The sequence below is a fragment of the Bacillus sp. JJ1566 genome (assembly GCF_036962685.1).
Classification (GTDB): Bacteria; Bacillota; Bacilli; order Bacillales; family Bacillaceae_L; genus Ferdinandcohnia.
Genome location: NZ_JBALOP010000043.1, coordinates 23603 through 44116, shown reverse-complemented (window position 1 = coordinate 44116; position 20514 = coordinate 23603). Strand labels below are relative to the sequence as shown.

The window sequence follows — 20514 nt, the reverse complement described above, 5'->3', positions numbered from 1 at the left end:
GTAATAATATTAGAAATATATCAATAATATTAAAATATAAACTTATAATATTATAAATTAGGTGAGATGTTATGAAGATTGATAAAAATAGCCATGTACCTTTATATCGTCAAGTAGAAGAGGTATTAGAAGAAAAAATCACTTCCAAGCAGTGGGAATACGGCTATCAGCTACCAACCGAACAGGAATTAGCTGACCACTTTGGGGTAAGCACAATTACCGTTAAACGAGCCGTTCTTGAGTTGGTCAACAAGGGGTACCTTTACCGTAGAAGTGGGAAGGGGACTTTTGTAGCTGGAACCACCAGTGAAAAAGATATTAATAAATTGTTGGCATTAACGGGTATAGAAGAGGAGCATCCTCATGAATTAATTAGTTTTTCAATAGAAAGTGCGGAGGAAGAAGTGGCGGGCAAATTTAAGTTGAAGCCTGATGAGAAAGTTTTTAAAATCAAGCGTTTAAAAATTGAAAAGGGCATCCCAGTGGCTGTTGAGTATTCATTTCTGCCCTTTGATAAATTCCCTGATCTGACAGCTAACGATATAAATAATGAGTTAATCTACAATATCTTAAAGAATAAATTTCAGGTTTCATTAGGCAAGGCAAAAGCGTTTGTTAAGCCTTATATTGCTACTGGCGAAATGGCTGAGAGACTTCAAATTGAGCCAGGAACGCCAGTGTTTGAGTGGGAGAGGTTTGCTTATACCAAGCAGGGAGAAATAATCGAATACTCAAAGTTTTATTTTCGTCCAGACAAAGTAACTTATTATACAGAGATTGTTTTTTAGTTTAATTTAGTAAGCGTTTTCAGGTAATGAAAATTTTATAATATTATAACATTATACCTTAATAGGTTATAATGTTATATTTTTAGAATTATTTATCTGAAAATTCGAATATTATATTCGAATAAAAAAGCGAAAAAATTGAAGGAGGAATGTAAGCCATCGTTTTAGTTTTGTCCATATTAGAAAACTTTTTTATTAGGAGGAATAATATTGAAAAGAAGAAGAGCGTCTTTAATCCTATTTATTTGTCTAATGCTTGGATTCATGACTGCATGTAACAGCGAGACGGGGAATTCTTCATCACCCGAAAAGTCAAAAGATGAAGGCGACAAAACATTAGTAGTGGCAGGTTATGGTGGAAGCTTTGAAAAGAAGATGAAAGAAACCCTCATCCCAATGTTCGAAGAGGAGTATGGAGCAAAAGTAACATATATTACGGGAAGTTCCGTTGATACCGTAGCAAAGCTTCAGGCACAAAAGGACAAACCACAAATAGACGTTGCTTTCTTGGATGATGGACCGCAAGCGCAGGCAAAGGCTTTTGGTTTACTAGCACAATTAGATGAAAGCATTGTGACAAATCTGAAGGATGTATATGATCTTGCAAAGGATAAGGACAATATTGGGGTTGGTACCTCGATCCTTTCAACAGGCTTAGCTTATAACAAAGAAACCTTTGAACAAAATGGTTGGGAGCCAATTAAATCATGGAATGACCTAGCAGATCCGAAGTATAAAGGACAATTAGTATTACCATCCATTGCCAATACGTTTGGAGTCCATATGCTGATCATGGCTGCAGTTTCAAATGGGGGAAGTGAAGAAGATATTGAACCTGGGTTTGAAAAAATGAAGGAAATTGCTAAAAATGCGGTGACATTTGATAAAACTGCTGATGTTTCTAACTATTTCTTACAAGGTCAAACTGTTGCAAGCGCTTGGAGTAGCAGTAGGGTCTTCCTTTTACAAGATAGTGATTTTCCAATCGAGTTTGTGATTCCTGAGGAAGGAGCACCTGCTCTACTTGGAACGACGAGTGTCATAAAAGGGGCACCGCATGAAGAACTTGCGCAACAATTTATTAATTTTATGTTAAGTGAAGATGTCCAGGTTGAATTTGCAAACGCATTATTTACTGGGCCAGTAAACAAGAACTCCAAACTTGAAGGGGATATCATCAATAAAGTGACGTATGGTGAAGAAGAAATTGCGAAGCTGTATAAAGTGGATTGGGAATATGTCAATGAAAAAAGAGCTGAGTGGACAGAACGAGCCAATAAGGAAATAGAAGTAGCCCACTAAAAGAGGTGAAAGAAATGAGCTATTTATGCCTTGAAAATGTAGTAAAGACCTTTAATAAAACAGAAGTCGTGAAAAAGATGAACCTTGAAATCAAACAGGGAGAGCTTGTTTCTTTCCTTGGCCCATCTGGTTGTGGAAAAACAACGACCCTGAACATGATTGCCGGGTTCCTGGAAGTAGACGGAGGGAAAATTGTGGTGGATGGGAAACCCGTCCACCTGCTTCCCCCGAGTAAAAGAGAGATGGGAATGGTTTTTCAAAACTATGCTCTCTTCCCCCATATGACGGTGTTTGACAATGTCGCCTATGGTTTAAAGCTTCGAAAGGTTCGTAAGAGTGAGATTAACACGCGAGTAGCAGAAGCGTTGGAGATGGTCCGGCTGACAGGCTATGAAAAACGCTATCCAAAGGAACTTTCGGGTGGGCAGCAGCAGCGTGTTTCCTTGGCGAGGGCACTTGTGATTAAACCGAAAGTGTTACTGCTTGATGAACCGTTAAGTAACTTGGATGCGAAGCTTCGTCATGAAATGCGTGAAGAAATTGTGGAAATACAAAAAAAGGTTGGAATCACGACTATTTTTGTTACCCATGATCAGGAAGAGGCACTTGCCATTTCAGATCGGGTAGCCGTAATGTATGAAGGAAGAATTGAGCAGCTTGATACGCCTGTAGCTATCTATAACCATCCTCAGACTGACTTTGTTTCTAGGTTTATTGGAGAAGTAAACCAGATTCAAGGCCAGGTTGTCAGGCCCCTCACCAACAAAGAAAGTGTCGTTTCATTCTATGGATTTGAACAGGTTTTAACAGGCCATTTAATGGAGGCTGAAGTTATAGATTTTTATATTCGTCCTGAAAAAATTCAAATCACTACGGAAACGACAGAAGGTCTTGAAGTTAAGGTCGAAAGGAAAATGTTCTTAGGGGCAAAAACGCGCTACATTTTACAAAATAAAGACAAACATATCATTGCTGATATCTCGAATACGTTTTTAAATCCTGATCAGGTCCGAGAAGGGAAGAATGTATTTATTAAATGGAACCCAGAGGATTTATTAGGAACCAAAAAGTGAGGTGACAACATCCATGCAGGCTGAAACCACATATCAAGAACAGGAATTGCTAATCAAGCAGAGGAAAAAGAATTTAACAAAGAAAAAGCTTGATTATATGCTCTTATTACTTCCGACCCTTGGTATCTTTATCTTTTTCTTTTTGCTTCCGTTGTTTTTCCTTTTTATCACGAGCTTTAAGACATTTGATGCATCAAGTGGGATAGGCAATGACTGGACTCTTCAGAACTATATTAAGTTTCTTTCTGATAAATCTTATCTTGGGGTGATTTGGCGGACAGTAAAAATAGCTTTTTTGACTACCTTGGTTTCCATTATCATTTCGTTCCCAGTTGCCTATCAAATTTCAAGGGCAAATGGCAGAATTAAAAATTATTTGACCATGTTAGTTCTATCGCCACTGTTAATTAGTATGGTTATTCGCTGCTATGGCTGGGTTATCTTGTTAAATAATAATGGTGTTATTAATAATGCATTACTAAACTTTGGCTTAATTGATAAACCTATTACTTTGCTTTACACAGAGTTTAGCGTGGTTATCGGAATGGTACACGTTCTCTTTCCATATATGGTTTTAAGTATCATGGGATCCCTTGAAAGAATTGACTCATCCGTTATTCGAGCTTCACAAAACCTAGGTGCTAGTCCGTTTCGAACATTCTTTTCCATTGTTTTACCGTTAACATTGCCAGGCATTTTTGCAGGTTCCGTTATGGTTTTTAGCTTAGGGGTAAGTTCTTTCGTAACTCCTTCCATTCTCGGGGGGCCACAGGTAAAAGTGATGTCATACCTTACATATGAACAGGTCGCCGTCATGTTGAATTGGCCTTATGGATCTGCGATTGGGTTTCTACTAATCTTAATTGCTACAATTACAATTCTAATTTATAGCAAATTGTTGACGACTTCTAAGAAAGGAGTGGCCATTCAATGAAGAAACGATTACCTAAATTCGGCCTAAATCTCATTTGTCTGATCGTGTACATTTTTTTGGCTGCTCCTATTGTTGTTGTTTTATTATCTTCGTTGACAACCACTGAGTATATCGTGTTTCCTCCTAAGGGCATCACATTAAGGTGGTATACCGAATTAGTCAATCATCCCGAATTTATGCAGTCGTTTATGCTCAGTATTGGGGTTGCATTTGGTGCGGCACTTGTTTCAACTGTTATCGGAACTATGGCGTCCATTGCTGTTGTCAGGTATCAATTTAGGGGGAAAACAGCAATTATGCAGCTAGTCGGCTCACCTCTTTTGATCCCATCCGTTGTTTTTGGAGTAGCGTTGTTGCAGTTTTATTCCTGGATTGGAATGGCCGCGAGCCCAATTGCTTTAGTAATTGGTCATATTATTTTAACAATCCCGTTCGTCATGCGATTGGTGGTTGCTAGTTTAGTAGGCTTTGATCGCACAATCGAACAAGCAGCAATGAATCTCGGGGCGGGAAGCTTAAGGGTGTTTTTTCAAATTACGCTGCCAATTATTAAATCAGGTGTAATTGCCGGAGCGATTTTTGCATTTATTACTTCATTCGATGACTTGACTGTGGCACTTTTTATAGTCAGTACTGATGTCGTTACGCTTCCAGTACGCATTTATACCTACATGCAATACCAGTACGATCCGATCATTACCTCCGTTTCTAGTATTGTGATTCTTTTGACTTTTGTTTTAATGATTGTCATCGAAAGAGTATTAGGGATAGGAAAAGTATTTGGGTCAAAAGATTAGTAATTGTACATTAAACATCATAACCATTAACTTTCTGGATAAATTTAAAACTGAAGGGAGGCTCATTAATATGAGCAATCGCTTTGCTGAACGAACAAAAATGTTTAAGTCTTCCCCTATCCGTGAAATAGCAGGTCTAATTCAAAAAAAGGGAAGTGATGTCATTTCATTTGCTGGAGGAAATCCGTATGAACCTTACTTTCCTTCAGCAGCTATCAAACAAGCATTTGATAACGTTTTTGAATCTGGAAATAAAAGTTTGCAATATGGAATGACTCCGGGGTTTATGCCATTAAGAGAGCTTATAAGCCAACGTGTGTTGACCAAAGGAATACAAGCAAAGCCAGAAGAAATTCTATTAACAACAGGTGCCCAACAAGCGATTGATTTATTTAGTCGGATTATGATCTCTCCAGGTGATGTCGTTCTTACTGAAAATCCAACATTCTTTGCAGCAGTTCAATCATTTGAATCATATGAAGCGAAAGTAGTTGGAGTAAATGGTGATGAAAGTGGAATGCATCTTGATGAGTTAGAATCCAAATTAAAACAATACAATCCGAAATTCATCTATGTTGTCCCTACATTTTCGAATCCAGAGGGAAGAGTGTGGAGTCAAGAACGCCGTAAAGCGTTATTGGAACTCGCATATGAATATAATACGCTCATTTTAGAAGATGATCCGTATGGAGAAATTCAATTCAATGAGAACGATCAATACATTCCTATTGCAGCAATGGATAAACAGAAATCTCATGTCGTATATACAGGCACTTTTTCAAAGACAGTGGTTCCTTCTTTGCGCATTGGCTGGGTAACAGGGCCAGATGATGTTCTTAAATATTTATCACAAATTAAAGAGGCAGCAGATCTTATGTCTAGTCCACTTAACCAGCAAGCTCTTTATTACTTAATGAAAAATATGGACTTGGACGCACATATCCGTATGTTGAGAAAAAATTACGCTCAACATATGAACATTATGCAAGACTATTTAAAAACATTAGATCCTAATTTAGTAACTTGGGTTGAACCGAAAGGCGGAATGTTTATCTGGGTTAAAGTCCATGAGGGTATAAACACACTAGAATTATTATCAGAGGTATTAGAGCATGGTGTCGCATATGTACCTGGGAGTCCATTCTATGTTGAGGATCCACAGCAAAATACGCTACGCCTAAATTTTACCCATTCAAGCCCTGAACAGATTAGTATTGGCATGGAACGATTAGTATCTGTATTTAAACAATCTGTAGAGGGAGTGATTAAATGAAAGTGATTGTAATCGGAACAGGAATTGTAGGTGCAAGCGCAGCCTATCACTTGGCCAAAAATAATCTGGACGTCATCATGATTGATAATAAACAAGAAGGTAAGGCAACTTCTGCTGGAGCGGGGATTGTCTGTCCCTGGCTCAAAGAGATTGAAAATGAGGCTTGGTATAGCCTTGCCAAGAATAGTTTTCGTTTCTATCAAAAACTAATATCTGCCCTGCAAAAAGAAGGTGAAAATGAAGTCGGATATAAAAAAGTGGGGGCATTATGTGTCTCGTCGGACCCTGATAAATTGGATGAAATTGAAAAGAGAGCGAAAAACAAACGGGTAGATGCACCTGAAATAGGAGATATTCTTCGCCTCAATGGAGAACAGGCTCGAGAGCTATTTCCGCCACTTAACAAAAACTTGGAAGCTTTGTTTGTATCAGGCGGGGCAAGGGTAGATGGTGCTTTACTACGTGATGCTCTAAAGCGCGCTGCACAACGTAAAGGTGCAGAGTTTCTGGAAGGTGAAGCAGAATTAGTTCATGAGAACAGGAATGTACTTGGTGTTACAGTTGGAAATAAAACGATTCTAGCTGATAAAGTACTAATAACGACAGGGGCCTGGGCTCCGAAATTATTGGAGCCGTTTGGTATTCATTTAAACGTTCATCCACAGCGTGGTCAAATCGCTCATATTAAATTACCGGATAAGGATACTTCTGATTGGCCGATTATTATACCACAGTCAAGCCATTATATTGTTCCTTTTGATGATGGTAGAATCGTAGCGGGGGCGACAAGAGAAACTGGATCAGGATTTGATTACCGATTGACTGCCGGTGGGGTGAATGAGGTACTTACAGAGGCGCTCGAGGTTGCACCCGGTTTAGAAGTTGGAACGTTGGAAGAGGTTCGAATTGGATTTCGACCAATGGGACCAGATATATTACCAATTCTAGGAGCTGTTGATACACTCGAGGGAGTTATAATTGCTACTGGATTAGGGGCTTCAGGGCTTACATTTGGTCCATATATTGGTAGTTTGGCAGCTTCGATTATTCTGGATGAAGAGATTGAACTGGATCTTACACCATGTACACCCGGCCGTGTGATTGAGATGAAAAAGTATGTTTAAGATCTTGTTGTTTTAAGAAAAAAGTTACGCAAAGACTCGCGTTTTTGAATATGAAAGCAAAAATCCTCACTTCGTGTTTAGTGAGGATTTTTGGGCTTTTTAATAGTTAATTACTTTTGCATCATCATTAATGGGGAGAGTGCAAGAAGAAGGATTTGGTTAGTTCGGGTGCGAGTTTAGGACAATAAAGCAATGCTCATGAGTTTTCTTGGGTATTGTTTTTTATTTTGCCAATTTGGACAACTTTATGTCGAAATTCATGGTTATTTTGAGCCGGCTTTCTACATAAGAATAGCTTGAAAGGGCGAATTTTCATATTCCATATTGTTCATTATAGATTTGCTGATGTTAAAGGGGGTGAATAGCATGTGGGTAATTCCTGAGTATGAAGTGATTAATACGGCTGCTGAGGTGACAATGTACTCCTACATCCGTGAGTAATTTATCTTGCCTTACATGCTTAAAAAATCGGGTTGAAGGGATGGAAGCAAAATTCGAATCAGGGTCTTAGGAGTAGCAGCGGGAGGAGGTTTTCCACAATGGAATTGTGCATGTCCCAATTGCCGCGGAGTTCGCGACGGGGATGCTGCACTACATCCGATGTTACAATCTTCCCTTGCAATCACTGCGAATGAAAAGGACTGGTATCTCATCAATGCGGGCCCGGATGTAAGCAGACAGATTGAAACCTTTACTGCCCTTCATGCGGGTCCTGGAATTAGAGAAACACCGCTTGCCGGTGTGATATTAACCGATGCAGAGCTTGATCACTCTATCGGTTTATTGTCGTTACGGGAAGGCTCCCATTTAACGATTTATGGGACAGAAACGGTGAGAAACTGTTTACACACCTCGTTTCCGGTTATTCCAATGCTGAAAAACTATTGTTCTTGGGAATGGCAGTTACTTGATTCTGTTAGTAAGGAACGAATTGGGGATTCAATCCTAATTGAGACTGTTCCCGTGTCAAGGAAGCCACCGCTTTATGCCCAGTCAAATCATGGCGGTCATGAAGAGGTTTGGGAGGTTGGTTTACTTTTACAAAACGAAAGGTCTGGAAAATGCGTGGCTTATTTTCCGACATTAGATACGATGACTCCGGAAATTGAGTCTGCTTTACATAAAGCAGATATTTTATTGGTAGATGGAACGTTTTGGTCTGAGGATGAATTGGTTTCATTAGGAGCGACAAAGCGAAATGCAAGAGATATGGGACACCTGCCAATTAGTGGGCCGTCAGGCATTATTGAGAAATTAGCTTCATTTTCTGCAGAACGGAAAATTTTGATCCACATTAACAATAGTAATCCGATCTTGAAAAAAGGATCAAAGGAAGCAGAATTCTTAAAACAAAATGGGATTGAAATTGCCTATGAAGGTATGGAATTGGAGGTTTGAATATGCCACGACAAGGAGGGTTAGAAAGGGTATCTCATGAAAAATTATGGTCTCGAGAGGAATTTAAAGAGAGATTAATAGATGTCGGTCGTTCTTCCTATCATGACAAACACCCCTTTCATGTGGCGATGCACGAAGGAACTTTAAGCCGTGAACAAATTCGAGGCTGGGTAGCCAATCGGTATTATTACCAGAAGTCTGTTCCGATTAAAGATGCGGTTATTTTATCTAAACTTCCGACAAGGGAGTTTAGGCGTGAATGGATTCAGCGCATTATTGACCATGACGGTAATCATGAGCAAGAAGGCGGAATCGAAGCTTGGTTGAGGCTAGTAGAAGTTGTGGGGTTATCACGCGATGAGGTATTGAGTGAGGAACATGTGGTGCCGGCTGTACGTTTTTCGGTTGACGCCTATGTGAATTTTGCGAAAGAAAAACCGTGGCTTGAAGCAGTTGCTTCTTCATTAACAGAACTATTTTCACCGATTTTGATTTCAGAGCGGATTAAAATCCTTGAACGGTTGTATCCGTGGATTGACCGTTCTGGACTTGGTTATTTTCGAAATCGTTTAACACAGGCACCGCGTGATACGGAGTTTGCCCTAAATGTCGTGCTTGATTATTGTAAAACCTTAGAAGCGCAACAGCTTGCAGTTGATGCTTTACAGTTTAAATGTGATGTCCTTTGGGCACAGCTTGATGCGATTGAAAAAGCGTTTCCTAATTAGTAAAGGATGGGTGGTGGTGAATTTTGACTAATGGCTTTCCAAAGCTCGCACAAAAGGGGCGACTGAAATTTGATAAGGTAAGAGAAAAGCATCTCCTTTTGTTACCAGAAAAGGTGGTGGTTTTGAATGAAACTGCCGCATCGATTCTTGCTTTTTGTGACGGAAATGAATCCATTCAAACCATCACCGAAAAAATGAGAAGTTCGCTAGAGTCAGAGAAGGAATTACCCGATTTTGAAATCATGCAGGCAGATATCACGGGATTTCTTTTGAAGATGGTGGACGAAGGATGGGTGGTGATGCAAGATGGCAAAGTCAAAGAAACATAAGGTGCAGCCACCATTTTCGTTACTTGCTGAGCTCACACATCGTTGTCCATTACATTGTCCATATTGCTCAAACCCGATTGAAATGACTTTGAAGGAATTGGAATTATCAACGGAGGACTGGTGTCGGGTGTTATCTGAAGCAGCAGACCTTGGGGTGGTCGAGGTCCATTTTTCTGGCGGTGAGCCACTTCTATGGAAAGATCTGGATGGGCTTATCGAGCATGCAAATTCATTAGAAATGTACACGAATCTGATTACGAGTGGGATTGGATTAACTGAGGAGAAGGCTATGCGGATGAAGGAAGCTGGATTAGCCAATGTCCAGATCAGCTTCCAAGCAGGCGAAGAGGAGCTTTCTGATCGAATTGGCAGATTTAAGGCATTTGAAAAGAAACGGAAGGCCGTCGAAGCGGTAAAACGTACGGGAATGCACTTATCTTTAAATGTCGTGTTGCATCGGTTAAATATTGATACATTGGATGAGATTATTACGTTTGCCCATGAATTGGGAGCAGAACGGTTGGAATTAGCCAATACACAATTTTATAATTGGGCTCTACTCAACAGGGAGCGGCTCCTACCGAGTAAAGCGCAGATTGAACGGGCAAGTGAGATTTACGAGTTAGCAAGAGAGCGCATCGGTAAAGAGATGGAAATCATTTGGGTTATTCCTGATTATTATGAGTCAACACCTAAGCCATGTATGGGTGGTTGGGGAGCAATCGCTCTTACAGTGGCACCGAATGGAGATGTTCTTCCATGCCCCACAGCTGGGATGATTGAAGGAATCTCTTTTGAAAATGTGCGAGAGCAATCCCTGAGTGAAATTTGGTATGAATCGAATTCGTTTAATCGATTTCGCGGGGATGAATGGCTGCCAGAAACTTGTCGGTCTTGTGATATGTTGCATCAAGACGGCGGCGGATGCCGATGCCAGGCATTTGCATTAACTGGTGACGCGGAAGCAACAGACCCCGTCTGTTATAAGGCACCAGATCATCATATTGTTGAAAAAGCAGTGCAGAAGGCAAATCGTAAACAGGTTGGAGAACGTACGCCGATGATTTATCGAAAAATTGCTTCAAAAATAAAGCTATGAACAAGATGCTAGGGGTAATTATTAAAATTGCCTTTAGTATCTTTTTTTGTTTAAGAGTGAAAAAAGTTTAATATGGGGATGAAGGGGAAAATAGGGTTTGAACAAACGTGAAATCCTCTTCATCGTGGGTGTGAAGGGGAAAACGTGTAGTGGTTCCCGTGGAAATCCTGTTCATCGGAGGTATGAAGACCGTAACGAGTTCGGATATTAGAGTATACGGTTTTCATCGAGGTTATGAAGACTGGAACGTGTTCAGGGAATAGAGTATACGGTCTTCATCGAGGTTGTGAAGACCGTAACGAGTACGGATATTAGAGAATACGGTTTTCATCGAGGTTATGAAGACTGGAATGAGTTCGGATATTAGAGTATACGGTCTTCATCGAGGTTGTGAAGACCAAAACGCGATCGGATATTAGAGTAAAAGTCCTTCATTAAAATAACATCCCGCCACCCACGCCAACCTGTGAATAATTACCACACCTCTTTGGAACGCTTTTACTATCAAAGTCTATACCAAAGTGGTGAAATAATGCTAATTAGAGAAGACAATCCTCAAAAAATACATCCAGTGGTTAAAAAGCTGATGCTGGTCAACACAATAAGGAGCATTGGCCAAGGCATGATGGTGGTTGTGCTAGCTTTATATCTTGACTCCTTAGGGTGGAACTCTGTGACAATCGGTACTGTGCTAGCAGCGGGGGGATTGCTTGGTGTCTTCCTGGCGCCACTCATCGGTATCTACAGTGACCGCAAAGGCAGAAAATCTTTCATTCTTTTTTCAGAACTGTTAACAGCAGGTTGTGCACTGATTGGGATCATGACAACCAACCTAGCTCTTTTATTTCTTGCGATTACTTTTTCTGGCTTTGGAAAAGCAGATGCCGGCTCCGCAAGTCCATTTGCCCCAGCAGAACAGGCTTGGCTTGCAGCCTTGATTAAACCGTCTGAACGTGGAAAAATCTATAGCTTGAATAATGCGCTTAGTTTTTTCGGAATGGCGACAGGAGCGATGCTCGTTGGAACGATGAGTGCTGGGGAATATTCTCCCGGGGCTTCCTCCTACCAGCTCGCCTTTTACTTTACATTTGCCATATCGCTTGTTACGACCTCGATTATATTAACGATTCAAGGTGATACGCAAGTCAAGCAGGAGCAGACATCGGACAGGCAGTACAGAAATGAAGATATGAAAATTACCAAAGAAGAGAATACGGCAATTTTAAAACTAGCTGGAATCAACGTGTTAAATGGAATTGCAATTGGTTTGACAGGGCCGATGATGGCTTACTGGTTTTCGGTGAAATTTGGGGTTAGCAGTGTTCAAATCGGCAGTACATTAGCACTAACTTTTTTTGCAACTGGGATGACTTCAATTTTTCAGGCAAGAATTTCCCACAAGCATGGGACTGTTCAATCGATTGTTGTAGTCCGTTTCATTGCATGCCTTCTTTTAGTATTAATGCCACTGTTATCCTCATATGCGCTTGTTTCGATTATTTATATCCTTCGAACGGCTTTAAATCGAGGCTCGCAGGGAGCCGGGCAGGCACTGAGTGTGAGTCTAACTCGCGGTCACCGTAGCGGCTTTGCATCAAGCATTAATCTACTTTCAATGCGACTCCCTATGTCGATCGGCCCTTATATAACGGGCTATCTTTTTGGTTTAGGTGCATTGGCTTTACCTTTTTATCTAGCGGCAGGTTTACAAGGCAGTTTTGCTTATTTTTACGGCAAGATTTTCCGAACATACGATACAAAAATGAAACTAAACCCTTCATCGGGATGAAAAAATCGACAAGTGGCGGCTTGTCGATTTTTCTTTCTATAGAAAACTAAACAGGAGGATGATGGCTAGTGGGACTAAGACAATAAAATAACCAATCGGGTTACCGAAGTTAATTGTCCACCCAACACCAAAGCGTTTTTCAACAAAGATGGATGGGTCATGTCTATTGAAATAAAAGAGTCCACCGACCCAATGTGCATCATCGTCAAAATCCCTAATCCCTGAATTGGTTTCAGTCATATTTGTTTTATCGGAACGCCCAACTTTTATCGCAAAAGCAATTGTAGAAGCTAAAGTCACAAATAGGAAAATGATTGGTACGGCCATGACAATGGTTCCATCTACGATATCAGGGTGAATTGTTCTTAATTGAAAGAAACTAAACATCCCTGTTAATAAAATAGTCGTTAAAAACATGAGCCAGCTTGTATATTTACGTAAGGAGAGCTGTCTTAATCGTGAGGCATCGGTTGCGGTTGCACTTATTTTTATTCCAGATGCTTTTGTGCCGACAATAATTGCTAGAAACATAGCCTGCATCACTAAAAGCATAAGTGGTGATGAAATGGCAGAGACTGGTGTTTTTTCTGTAAAGGCATCGGCTTCTCCATTAACTCCCCAGTGAGTTGGAATCTGGTCTGGAAGAAGGTCGTATTGTGCAATTGTATAACCAATCAAACCAACTGTGATGAGCATCGGTACTAGGAACACGTACCATGGAAGCATTTCATCTTTAGCACGAGCAGACAAGTCTGCGATTTGTACTTGCTTCGTCTTTTCCCACCATTTCATCTTCTTTTTTAACTGAAATGTTTTACCATGAAAATAAAAATAAAGAGTAAAACTGAAAAGAATAATCGCAAATTGTATAATTGTTCCGATTAGGACAATTTGTTCCTCAGAAGGACTACTAGTAAGTGCCCATATTGCATACCAGGTCAAAGCCACAATTGATAAAAGAGATACGAGTAGGGCGTATTTCTTTTTATAAGAAGAAAGTGTTGCGTCGTTGATATTTTTTTCCGGAACCGTAATCCCAAAGATAATCGTGCGCTTCACAAGAAAAGGAACTGCGGTTTGAATTCCAGCTAGAATGATTGCGATCAAGAGAAAGATAGCTAATGTCATAATTAAACCTCCTTATTAGGTGAGCTTTTAAAATTAATAATAATAGAAGAAACTAATTCTTGAATTTGTTCATTAGTCATACCGACAACTAGTGATTCCGCAATGAGTAATTTATAATGGTCCTTCAACCGTTTAAAGGATGATTCGTTAAAATCTTGCGGGGATGAGATTACCGCTCCAGACTTTGGGACGATTCGGATAATTCCTTTTTCCTCTAACTGATGATAGCTTTTATTGACTGTGTGCATGTTGATGCCAAGGTCTGCAGCAAAATTTCTCACGGAAGGTAGTGACTCACCAGGCTGAATCGAGCCTCTAACGATTCCTTCGATGATTTGATTGGTTATTTGATGATAAATGGGAATATCGGATTCAGGTTCAATTCGAATCATCATTTTCGATCACTCCAATACTCTAGGACAAGGAAACTGTCCCTCTGTCCTATTAATCTGTTCTACTTATATTATAACAAATCTGTTATATGAGGTCTATAACAAAAAGTGAATGTTAAAATTAATAAAGAATGGGAAGCATACAAATATGAAAAATTATTTTGATTTTAGTAAACGCCAAACCACATATAAGCAGGAATTCATTGGTGGACTAACCACATTTCTATCAATGGCCTACATCCTAGTGGTTAATCCAATCGTTTTAAGTGAATCTGGGATGGACAAGGGTGCCGTTTTTACCGCAACCGCAATAACCATTATTATTGGTTCATTGCTTATCGGTATACTTTCTAATTATCCAATTGGAATCGCCCCTAGCATGGGGCTAAATTCATTTTTTACGTATTCAGTTGTGATTGGAATGGGGATTCCTTGGCAGACGGCATTAACAGGTGTTTTTGTCGCAGGTATTTTATTTGTGATTTTAAGTGTGTTAAAAGTGCGGGAAAAAATTATCAATGTGATTCCACAGGATTTGAAGTATGCAATCGCGGGTGGAATTGGTTTTTTTGTCGCTTTTATTGGTTTAAAAAATGCGAAAATTATTGTAGGGAATGAGGCGACATTTGTATCATTGGGAGATTTCACATCTGGTGCGACCGTGCTGGCTTTATTCGGATTCATCATAACCTCCATTATGCTAGTTCGAGGGATTCGTGGCGGGATTTTTTACGGAATGGTTATTTCTTCAATTGTAGGTATGGTCTTTGGAATCATTGACAAGCCTGCAGGTATCATCGGTAATATTCCAAGTCTCGAACCAACATTTGGAGTTGTTTTTTCTGAGCTTCCTTATGTGTTTACACCCAATTTAATTATTGTCATATTTACATTTCTATTTGTTGGATTTTTCGATACTGCTGGTACATTGATTGCAGTGGCGAGTCAAGCAGGAATCTTGAAGGAAAATAAAATTCCAAATGCGGGGCCAGCATTATTATCGGATGCTTCCGCGACTGTCATTGGTTCCGTACTGGGGACTTCTCCGACGGCTTCTCTTATAGAATCAACTGCAGGTATTGCTGCCGGTGCACGAACAGGTTTTTCTTCGATAGTCATATCAGGATTTTTCTTTTTGGCACTTTTTTTCTCGCCATTGTTATCAGTAGTTACGTCGGAAATAACAGCTCCAGCCCTGATTATCGTCGGTGCAATGATGGCAGCAGAGGTTCGACATATCGATTGGACAAAGCTTGGTATTGCAATACCGGCATTTACAACGATTATTATGATGCCACTCACTTTTAGTGTCGCAACAGGAATTGCGTTAGGGTTCATCATGTATCCTATTACGATGCTTGCATTGGGAAGAAATCGTGAGGTACACCCAATTATGTATTTCCTTTTCGTCACGTTCATTCTTTATTTTATTTATTTGTAAAGTTGTACCCCCTGTAGATGAAGAAACACATTTCCAGGGGTTTTTATTTTTGAACAATCATATAATTTGTTAGAATAAACCTATGAGAATTGTGGGACGAGGGACCTGTCCCTGTGTCCAGGACAAGGAAGGAGTCCCAATCTGGAGGGGAAATATGAAGTTTATAGAGAAACAACTTTTAAATTATGATATGGATCCAACTTTGGCGCATTATCTTGCTGTCGTTTTGATGATTCTTTTTATCGCGCTGATTTGTATAGTGGCCAATTTTATCACTAAAAAAGTGATTATTAATATTATCACTCGGATTGTGACAAAAACCAAGTATCAATGGGACAATATGCTTTTAGAGAGAAAGGTATTTAGAAGGCTTTCTCATATTGTACCTGCGATCATCATTCATCGATTTTCCACAACTTTTCCAAACTATGAACACCTAATTCAAATAGGTGCGAATACATATATCATCATCGTGGGATTACTGGTTATTAGTAGCATATTAAATGCGGCAAATGATATTTATCAAACCTATGAGGTATCTAAGACTCGACCGATTAAAGGGTATATCCAGGTTGTGAAGATTGTTGTTATTACACTCGGTGTCATTTTAGTGATTGCAAACTTTATGGGAAAGAGTCCACTATTACTCCTGAGTGGGGTCGGTGCTTTATCCGCTGTCCTTATGCTGATATTTAAAGATTCATTATTAGGTCTTGTGGCAGGTGTTCAGTTGACCACCAATGATATGGTTCGGGTTGGTGACTGGATTGAAATGCCTAAGTATGGGGCAGACGGAGATGTTATTGATATCTCTTTAGTTACCGTTAAAGTGCAAAATTGGGATAAAACGATAACATCGATTCCAAGCTATGCCCTCATTTCCGATTTCTTTATTAATTGGAGAGGGATGCAAACCTCGGGTGGTCGAAGGATCAAACGTCCCTTATTTATCGACACAAATAGTATTACATTTTGTACGGAAGAAATGATTGAGAAATTTAAACAAATCCAGCTTCTTTCGGATTATATTACGCGTAGGGAACAAGAAATTGAAGAATATAATATCGAGCATGACATTAATCGGAGCAATCCAGTGAATGGAAGAGCTCTTACGAATATCGGTGTATTTCGAGCATATATCAGCAACTACATTCACCAGCACCCTGGTATTAATCAAGAAATGACCATGATGGTTCGCCAGCTAGCACCAACTGAGCATGGGTTACCACTTGAAATATATGCATTCTCGAATGATGTAAGATGGGCCGTGTATGAAACGACCCAGTCCGATATTTTTGACCATCTGTTTGCAGTTGCACAGGAATTTGGACTGCGCTTATTCCAAAATCCATCTGGACATGATTTGAAAACAATGATGGTAGAAGAAAAAGAGAGAGAAAAGGTTCGGGGATTAGAAAGTGAATGAAGGTGGAACACTCACATTGGCTGTTTGCTACAGCTTTTGTGAGTGTTTTTTATTTGAAATTTTTATTATCCAGCACCACGACATTCTCATGAGAAGATTTTGCTGTTTGCTTTGTATGTTCAACTAATTGCTGAATTGTTCCGCAGGCTTGCTTGGAACCTATCACAAGAAGAGGGACCCCAATGAAATCAATATGGATGCCTCTTGAGAAGAAACCACCCATCGTCATGGCAAGCGGAACTGTTGGGGATGTATTTGAGAAAATGATTTTTTCCGTTTGTTTATATCTTTCTTGCAGGATTGTACTAAGTTGTTTAAGAGCGGGAACGACCAGCTTGCTTCTTTTTCGTCCTAGCGAATAGACAGGGTTACCATCTTCATCAATGCCGTGGAAGATAATTTTTCCGAAATCCTTCTTCGTAAGTTTATTAAAATAATCAACATTCAAAATTTCTTCTTTCGTTAGCTTTCGATCAGTAGGTAGTTTATTTAAATGGTAGGCTGCCGCTAATGCTGTACTATGTGTCCCAGCATAGTCATTGTAGATGTAAATCATAGTAGCCCTCCTCATGGTAGTCATTTAATTTATTATCTCCATAAAATAACAACCTAAAACAGGATGCTTATTTTAAAGAGAGTATAATTCCAAAACATTCTTTTGAAATCGTTTTAAAAAAACTATTGCAAAATAAAATTAAAAATGCTAGTATTCTAATATACTAGTATGTTAACGATTGCAAACTAGTAAAAAACGAAAAATATTTTCTACGGTAAATTCGAGTTAAAGAAGGGATTTGCTTTGAATAAGTCCAAGATAAACGGAGATTTTCCTTTGAAATTAGCACCGTCTAGAGCATGGCGGACTTATGTAGGAGGGAAATTGATCGAAGAGCTACACGGGATTGAAAATAAAGAAGATAGTCATTTTCCTGAGGAATGGTTGATGTCAATCGTTTCTGCCAGAAATGTCGGTCGTGAACATATCGTTGATGAAGGCTTAAGTAAATTGGATCTTACAGATTTAGATATATCCTTAAAAAGTCTCATTGATGAAAACGCTGCCGAGTTTTTGGGACAGAGTCATTTTGAGAAATTCGGTAACAATACAGGGGTTCTTGCAAAAATCATCGACTCTGGTGAACGTTTAACAGTTCAGGTCCATCCAAATCGGGAGAAGGCAAAAGAATTTTTCAATTCTGCCTATGGAAAGACAGAGTGCTGGCACATCATTGGAGGCAGGGAAATTGATGGTGAACCTCCATATGTATACCTTGGTTTCAAGCCTGGCGTTACAAAAGAGCAATGGGAAAAGTTGTTTGATGACCAGGATATACAAGGGATGTTAGATTGCCTACACAAATATTATGTAGAGCCTGGAGATACATTTTTAATCGAGGGAGGTACACCTCATGCGATAGGTTCAGGATGTCTGTTAGTTGAAATTCAAGAACCGACTGATTTGACAATCCGCATTGAAAAGGTGTCACCATCAGGACTTGAAATTGATGATTTTATGTGTCACCAAGGAATTGGTTTTAAGAAAATGTTTGATTGCTTCAATTATGATACTTATACAAGTGAAGAAACTCTTGAAAAATGGTTTGTAAAGCCTTCCATTTTAAGAGAGGTCATGAATAATCGTGAAATTGAATTAATCGGTTATCAACAGACACCTTATTTTAAAATGACACAGGTAGAAGTAGAAAATGAAATGGAAATAACCAATGATGGTGTATTTTCTGGTCTGTATATACTTTCTGGAAGCGGTTCAATTGCTTCAAATGGATATCATCAATTATTTAACATCGGTGATCAATACTTTATTCCTGCAAAGGTAAGCGGTTTAACACTTCGAAACGAAGGAAATGAACCTTTAAAGGCGTTAAGATTATTTGGTCCTAGAATAACAGATTAAAAGAGTAGGAGATGAATTAAGTTATGGCAACTTTAGATTGGATTGTTTTAGGAGCGTTTTTCGCTGTTATGATTGGAATCGGTATTTTTAGTTATAGAGCAAATAAAAGCTCGAATGACTTCTTCGTTGGAGGAGGAAAAGTACCTTGGTGGCTTTCCGGGGTTTCTCACCACGTATCAGGCCATAGTGGTGTAGTGTTCGTAGCGTATGCAGCTATTGCCTATTCATATGGGATTACGATTTACTTTTGGTGGGCAGTTACAATCGGAATTGGGTTAATCATCGGGGCAAAATTTATCGCACCAAGATGGCCTAGACTTCGTCAAAAGTTAGGAATTCAATCACCAACTGAATACATGGCAATTCGTTTTGGTTTACCAGCACAGCAAGTTACAGCATGGACTGGGGTATTAATTAAGCTTCTTGATATCGGTGCAAAATGGGCATCTATGGGTATTTTATTAAGTGGTTTCACTGGACTTCCAATTTGGTTAGGTATCATTTTATCAGGTGCAGTTTCCTTAATTTATGTTACAATTGGCGGACTTTGGGCTGATTTAATAACTGACTTTGTTCAATTTATTGTACAATTAATCGCTGGTATTGTTATTTTTGTGGGTGTTTTCAGCCACCTTGGAGGGTTAGGCTCGGTATTCACAATGTGGGGAGACCTACCAGAAGGTCATGCAAGTCCATTTAATGGTTCTTATACTCCACTATGGGTATTCCTGTTCTTATTCGTTAAATTCTTTGACTACAACGGTGGTAACTGGAACCTTGCAGCAAGATTTATCTCAACACCAGATGGCGAAAATTCAAGAAAAGCAGCAAGACTTTCAGCTATCCTTTACTTTGTATGGCCATTATTAATTTTCTTACCAATGGTAGCAGCACCACTTGTTTTTAGCGATTTAAGTGACCCAGCTTCACAATTATATCCATTATTAACTACAACATTCTTACCAGCTGGTTTAGTTGGATTAGTTTTAGCATCTATGTTTGCAAGTACAATGGGTATGACAGTATCAGATATCAACGCTTTAACAGCAGTTGTTCAACGTGATATCTTACCAGTTCTAAATAAGAAATTTAAAGAAATGAAAGAAAATGTTGATAAAAGATCTCTTTGGATTGCACGTGGTTTAACAATTATGTTTACCATCATTACAATTATTGTTGGTCTAAAACAAGAACAATTCGGTGGCGTTCTTGGACTAGTTATCACATGGTTCTCTGCATTAGTTGGACCAATGGCAGTACCTTTGATTTTCGGTTTATTCTCTAAATTTAAACACAGCACTGGAGCAGTAGCAATTTATTCAATCGTAGCGGGTGTAGTTGGGTTTGCAATCACACAATTAACCGATATTATCCCTACTGATGTTAAGGTGGCTTTCCCATTAATCGTAACTTCAATCGTGTTCTTTGGTGGAGGCTATATCAACAAGCGTAGAGGTGTTACTGTATCACCTGAAGTTGAGGAGTTACTACAATTCTTAGACACAGGCAAAGACGAAAAAAAGACTGATGATGTAAAAAAAGCAATCTAATATGATGAAAACAGAAGACCTCGTTATT

The 20514-nt window shown here is 39.3% G+C and carries 19 protein-coding genes; 16 read left to right on the top strand and 3 right to left on the bottom strand.

Translation table 11 applies throughout. The features are described 5' to 3' along the window. The first annotated feature begins 71 nt into the window (after window positions 1-71). The 12 genes from V7112_RS16735 (at window position 72) to V7112_RS16680 (ending at window position 12634) form a co-directional block, all read left to right on the top strand. Window positions 72-788, top strand: a complete 717-nt coding sequence (locus V7112_RS16735) for a GntR family transcriptional regulator (protein WP_335421854.1) — start codon at window positions 72-74, stop codon at window positions 786-788. 210 nt (window positions 789-998) lie between these two features. Further along, window positions 999-2090 carry an ABC transporter substrate-binding protein gene (locus tag V7112_RS16730; RefSeq protein ID WP_335421851.1) on the top strand — a complete coding sequence of 364 codons (1092 nt, stop codon included), beginning with the start codon at window positions 999-1001 and terminating at the stop codon, window positions 2088-2090. 14 nt (window positions 2091-2104) lie between these two features. Next, window positions 2105-3163 (top strand): ABC transporter ATP-binding protein, encoded by a 1059-nt coding sequence (locus tag V7112_RS16725; protein WP_335421849.1) that lies wholly within the window; start codon window positions 2105-2107, stop codon window positions 3161-3163. 13 nt (window positions 3164-3176) lie between these two features. Then, window positions 3177-4097 (top strand): ABC transporter permease, encoded by a 921-nt coding sequence (locus V7112_RS16720; protein WP_335421848.1) that lies wholly within the window; start codon window positions 3177-3179, stop codon window positions 4095-4097. Further along, entirely contained in the window at window positions 4094-4894 is an 801-nt protein-coding gene (locus tag V7112_RS16715; protein ID WP_335421846.1) for an ABC transporter permease, read from the top strand. Before V7112_RS16720 ends, V7112_RS16715 begins: the two co-directional genes overlap by 4 nt. Before the next feature lie 70 nt (window positions 4895-4964). Continuing rightward, complete coding sequence (locus V7112_RS16710; protein WP_335421843.1) at window positions 4965-6167, top strand: PLP-dependent aminotransferase family protein; 1203 nt, start codon at window positions 4965-4967, stop codon at window positions 6165-6167. Then, window positions 6164-7291, top strand: coding sequence for an NAD(P)/FAD-dependent oxidoreductase (locus tag V7112_RS16705; protein ID WP_335421842.1), 1128 nt, complete (start codon window positions 6164-6166; stop codon window positions 7289-7291). Before V7112_RS16710 ends, V7112_RS16705 begins: the two co-directional genes overlap by 4 nt. Window positions 7292-7783: 492 nt before the next feature. Then, window positions 7784-8689: a pyrroloquinoline quinone biosynthesis protein PqqB gene (gene pqqB, locus V7112_RS16700; RefSeq protein ID WP_335421891.1), complete on the top strand. Its 906-nt coding sequence runs from the start codon at window positions 7784-7786 to the stop codon at window positions 8687-8689. A gap of 2 nt (window positions 8690-8691) precedes the next feature. Beyond that, complete coding sequence (gene pqqC, locus V7112_RS16695; protein ID WP_335421840.1) at window positions 8692-9417, top strand: pyrroloquinoline-quinone synthase PqqC; 726 nt, start codon at window positions 8692-8694, stop codon at window positions 9415-9417. Between the two features lie 23 nt (window positions 9418-9440). Then, the gene (gene pqqD / locus V7112_RS16690) at window positions 9441-9746 is read left to right on the top strand and encodes a pyrroloquinoline quinone biosynthesis peptide chaperone PqqD (RefSeq protein ID WP_335421838.1); all 306 of its coding nucleotides are present in this window, start codon (window positions 9441-9443) and stop codon (window positions 9744-9746) included. Then, window positions 9724-10845, top strand: coding sequence for a pyrroloquinoline quinone biosynthesis protein PqqE (gene pqqE / locus V7112_RS16685; protein ID WP_335421836.1), 1122 nt, complete (start codon window positions 9724-9726; stop codon window positions 10843-10845). The genes pqqD and pqqE overlap by 23 nt, the downstream gene beginning before the upstream one ends. 532 nt (window positions 10846-11377) lie before the next feature. After that, window positions 11378-12634 carry an MFS transporter gene (locus tag V7112_RS16680; RefSeq protein ID WP_335421834.1) on the top strand — a complete coding sequence of 419 codons (1257 nt, stop codon included), beginning with the start codon at window positions 11378-11380 and terminating at the stop codon, window positions 12632-12634. Window positions 12635-12670: 36 nt separating this feature from the next. Here the strand turns inward: V7112_RS16680 and V7112_RS16675 are convergent, their stop codons facing one another. After that, window positions 12671-13762, bottom strand: a complete 1092-nt coding sequence (locus V7112_RS16675; RefSeq protein WP_335421832.1) for a DUF1648 domain-containing protein — start codon at window positions 13760-13762, stop codon at window positions 12671-12673. 2 nt (window positions 13763-13764) lie between these two features. Next, on the bottom strand, window positions 13765-14157 hold the full coding sequence (locus tag V7112_RS16670; protein WP_335421830.1) for a GntR family transcriptional regulator: 393 nt from the start codon (window positions 14155-14157) through the stop codon (window positions 13765-13767). 145 nt (window positions 14158-14302) lie between these two features. Between V7112_RS16670 and V7112_RS16665 the strand changes: the two genes are divergently transcribed. Continuing rightward, a complete protein-coding gene (locus V7112_RS16665; protein ID WP_335421828.1) occupies window positions 14303-15595 on the top strand; it encodes an NCS2 family permease in 1293 nt (430 codons plus the stop codon). A gap of 154 nt (window positions 15596-15749) precedes the next feature. After that, window positions 15750-17021 (top strand): mechanosensitive ion channel family protein, encoded by a 1272-nt coding sequence (locus tag V7112_RS16660; protein WP_335421827.1) that lies wholly within the window; start codon window positions 15750-15752, stop codon window positions 17019-17021. A gap of 49 nt (window positions 17022-17070) precedes the next feature. Here the strand turns inward: V7112_RS16660 and V7112_RS16655 are convergent, their stop codons facing one another. Then, window positions 17071-17577 carry a DUF3189 family protein gene (locus tag V7112_RS16655; protein WP_335421825.1) on the bottom strand — a complete coding sequence of 169 codons (507 nt, stop codon included), beginning with the start codon at window positions 17575-17577 and terminating at the stop codon, window positions 17071-17073. 324 nt (window positions 17578-17901) lie between these two features. Here V7112_RS16655 and V7112_RS16650 point away from each other — a divergent pair, with 324 nt between their 5' ends. Then, complete coding sequence (locus tag V7112_RS16650) at window positions 17902-18936, top strand: type I phosphomannose isomerase catalytic subunit (RefSeq protein ID WP_335421823.1); 1035 nt, start codon at window positions 17902-17904, stop codon at window positions 18934-18936. A 23-nt stretch (window positions 18937-18959) separates the two neighbouring features. Beyond that, entirely contained in the window at window positions 18960-20486 is a 1527-nt protein-coding gene (locus V7112_RS16645) for a sodium:solute symporter family protein (RefSeq protein ID WP_335421821.1), read from the top strand. Window positions 20487-20514: the final 28 nt, after the last annotated feature.

Bases quoted from the DNA above. Each gene is read 5' to 3' on its own strand.
- V7112_RS16735 (WP_335421854.1), top strand. From the start codon at position 72: ATGAAGATTGATAAAAATAGCCATGTACCTTTATATCGTCAAGTAGAA.
- V7112_RS16725 (WP_335421849.1), top strand. From the start codon at position 2,105: ATGAGCTATTTATGCCTTGAAAATGTAGTAAAGACCTTTAATAAAACA.
- V7112_RS16720 (WP_335421848.1), top strand. From the start codon at position 3,177: ATGCAGGCTGAAACCACATATCAAGAACAGGAATTGCTAATCAAGCAG.
- V7112_RS16715 (WP_335421846.1), top strand. From the start codon at position 4,094: ATGAAGAAACGATTACCTAAATTCGGCCTAAATCTCATTTGTCTGATC.
- V7112_RS16710 (WP_335421843.1), top strand. From the start codon at position 4,965: ATGAGCAATCGCTTTGCTGAACGAACAAAAATGTTTAAGTCTTCCCCT.
- V7112_RS16705 (WP_335421842.1), top strand. From the start codon at position 6,164: ATGAAAGTGATTGTAATCGGAACAGGAATTGTAGGTGCAAGCGCAGCC.
- pqqC (WP_335421840.1), top strand. From the start codon at position 8,692: ATGCCACGACAAGGAGGGTTAGAAAGGGTATCTCATGAAAAATTATGG.
- pqqE (WP_335421836.1), top strand. From the start codon at position 9,724: ATGGCAAAGTCAAAGAAACATAAGGTGCAGCCACCATTTTCGTTACTT.
- V7112_RS16680 (WP_335421834.1), top strand. From the start codon at position 11,378: ATGCTAATTAGAGAAGACAATCCTCAAAAAATACATCCAGTGGTTAAA.
- V7112_RS16675 (WP_335421832.1), bottom strand. From the start codon at position 13,762: ATGACATTAGCTATCTTTCTCTTGATCGCAATCATTCTAGCTGGAATT.
- V7112_RS16670 (WP_335421830.1), bottom strand. From the start codon at position 14,157: ATGATGATTCGAATTGAACCTGAATCCGATATTCCCATTTATCATCAA.
- V7112_RS16665 (WP_335421828.1), top strand. From the start codon at position 14,303: ATGAAAAATTATTTTGATTTTAGTAAACGCCAAACCACATATAAGCAG.
- V7112_RS16660 (WP_335421827.1), top strand. From the start codon at position 15,750: ATGAAGTTTATAGAGAAACAACTTTTAAATTATGATATGGATCCAACT.
- V7112_RS16655 (WP_335421825.1), bottom strand. From the start codon at position 17,577: ATGATTTACATCTACAATGACTATGCTGGGACACATAGTACAGCATTA.
- V7112_RS16645 (WP_335421821.1), top strand. From the start codon at position 18,960: ATGGCAACTTTAGATTGGATTGTTTTAGGAGCGTTTTTCGCTGTTATG.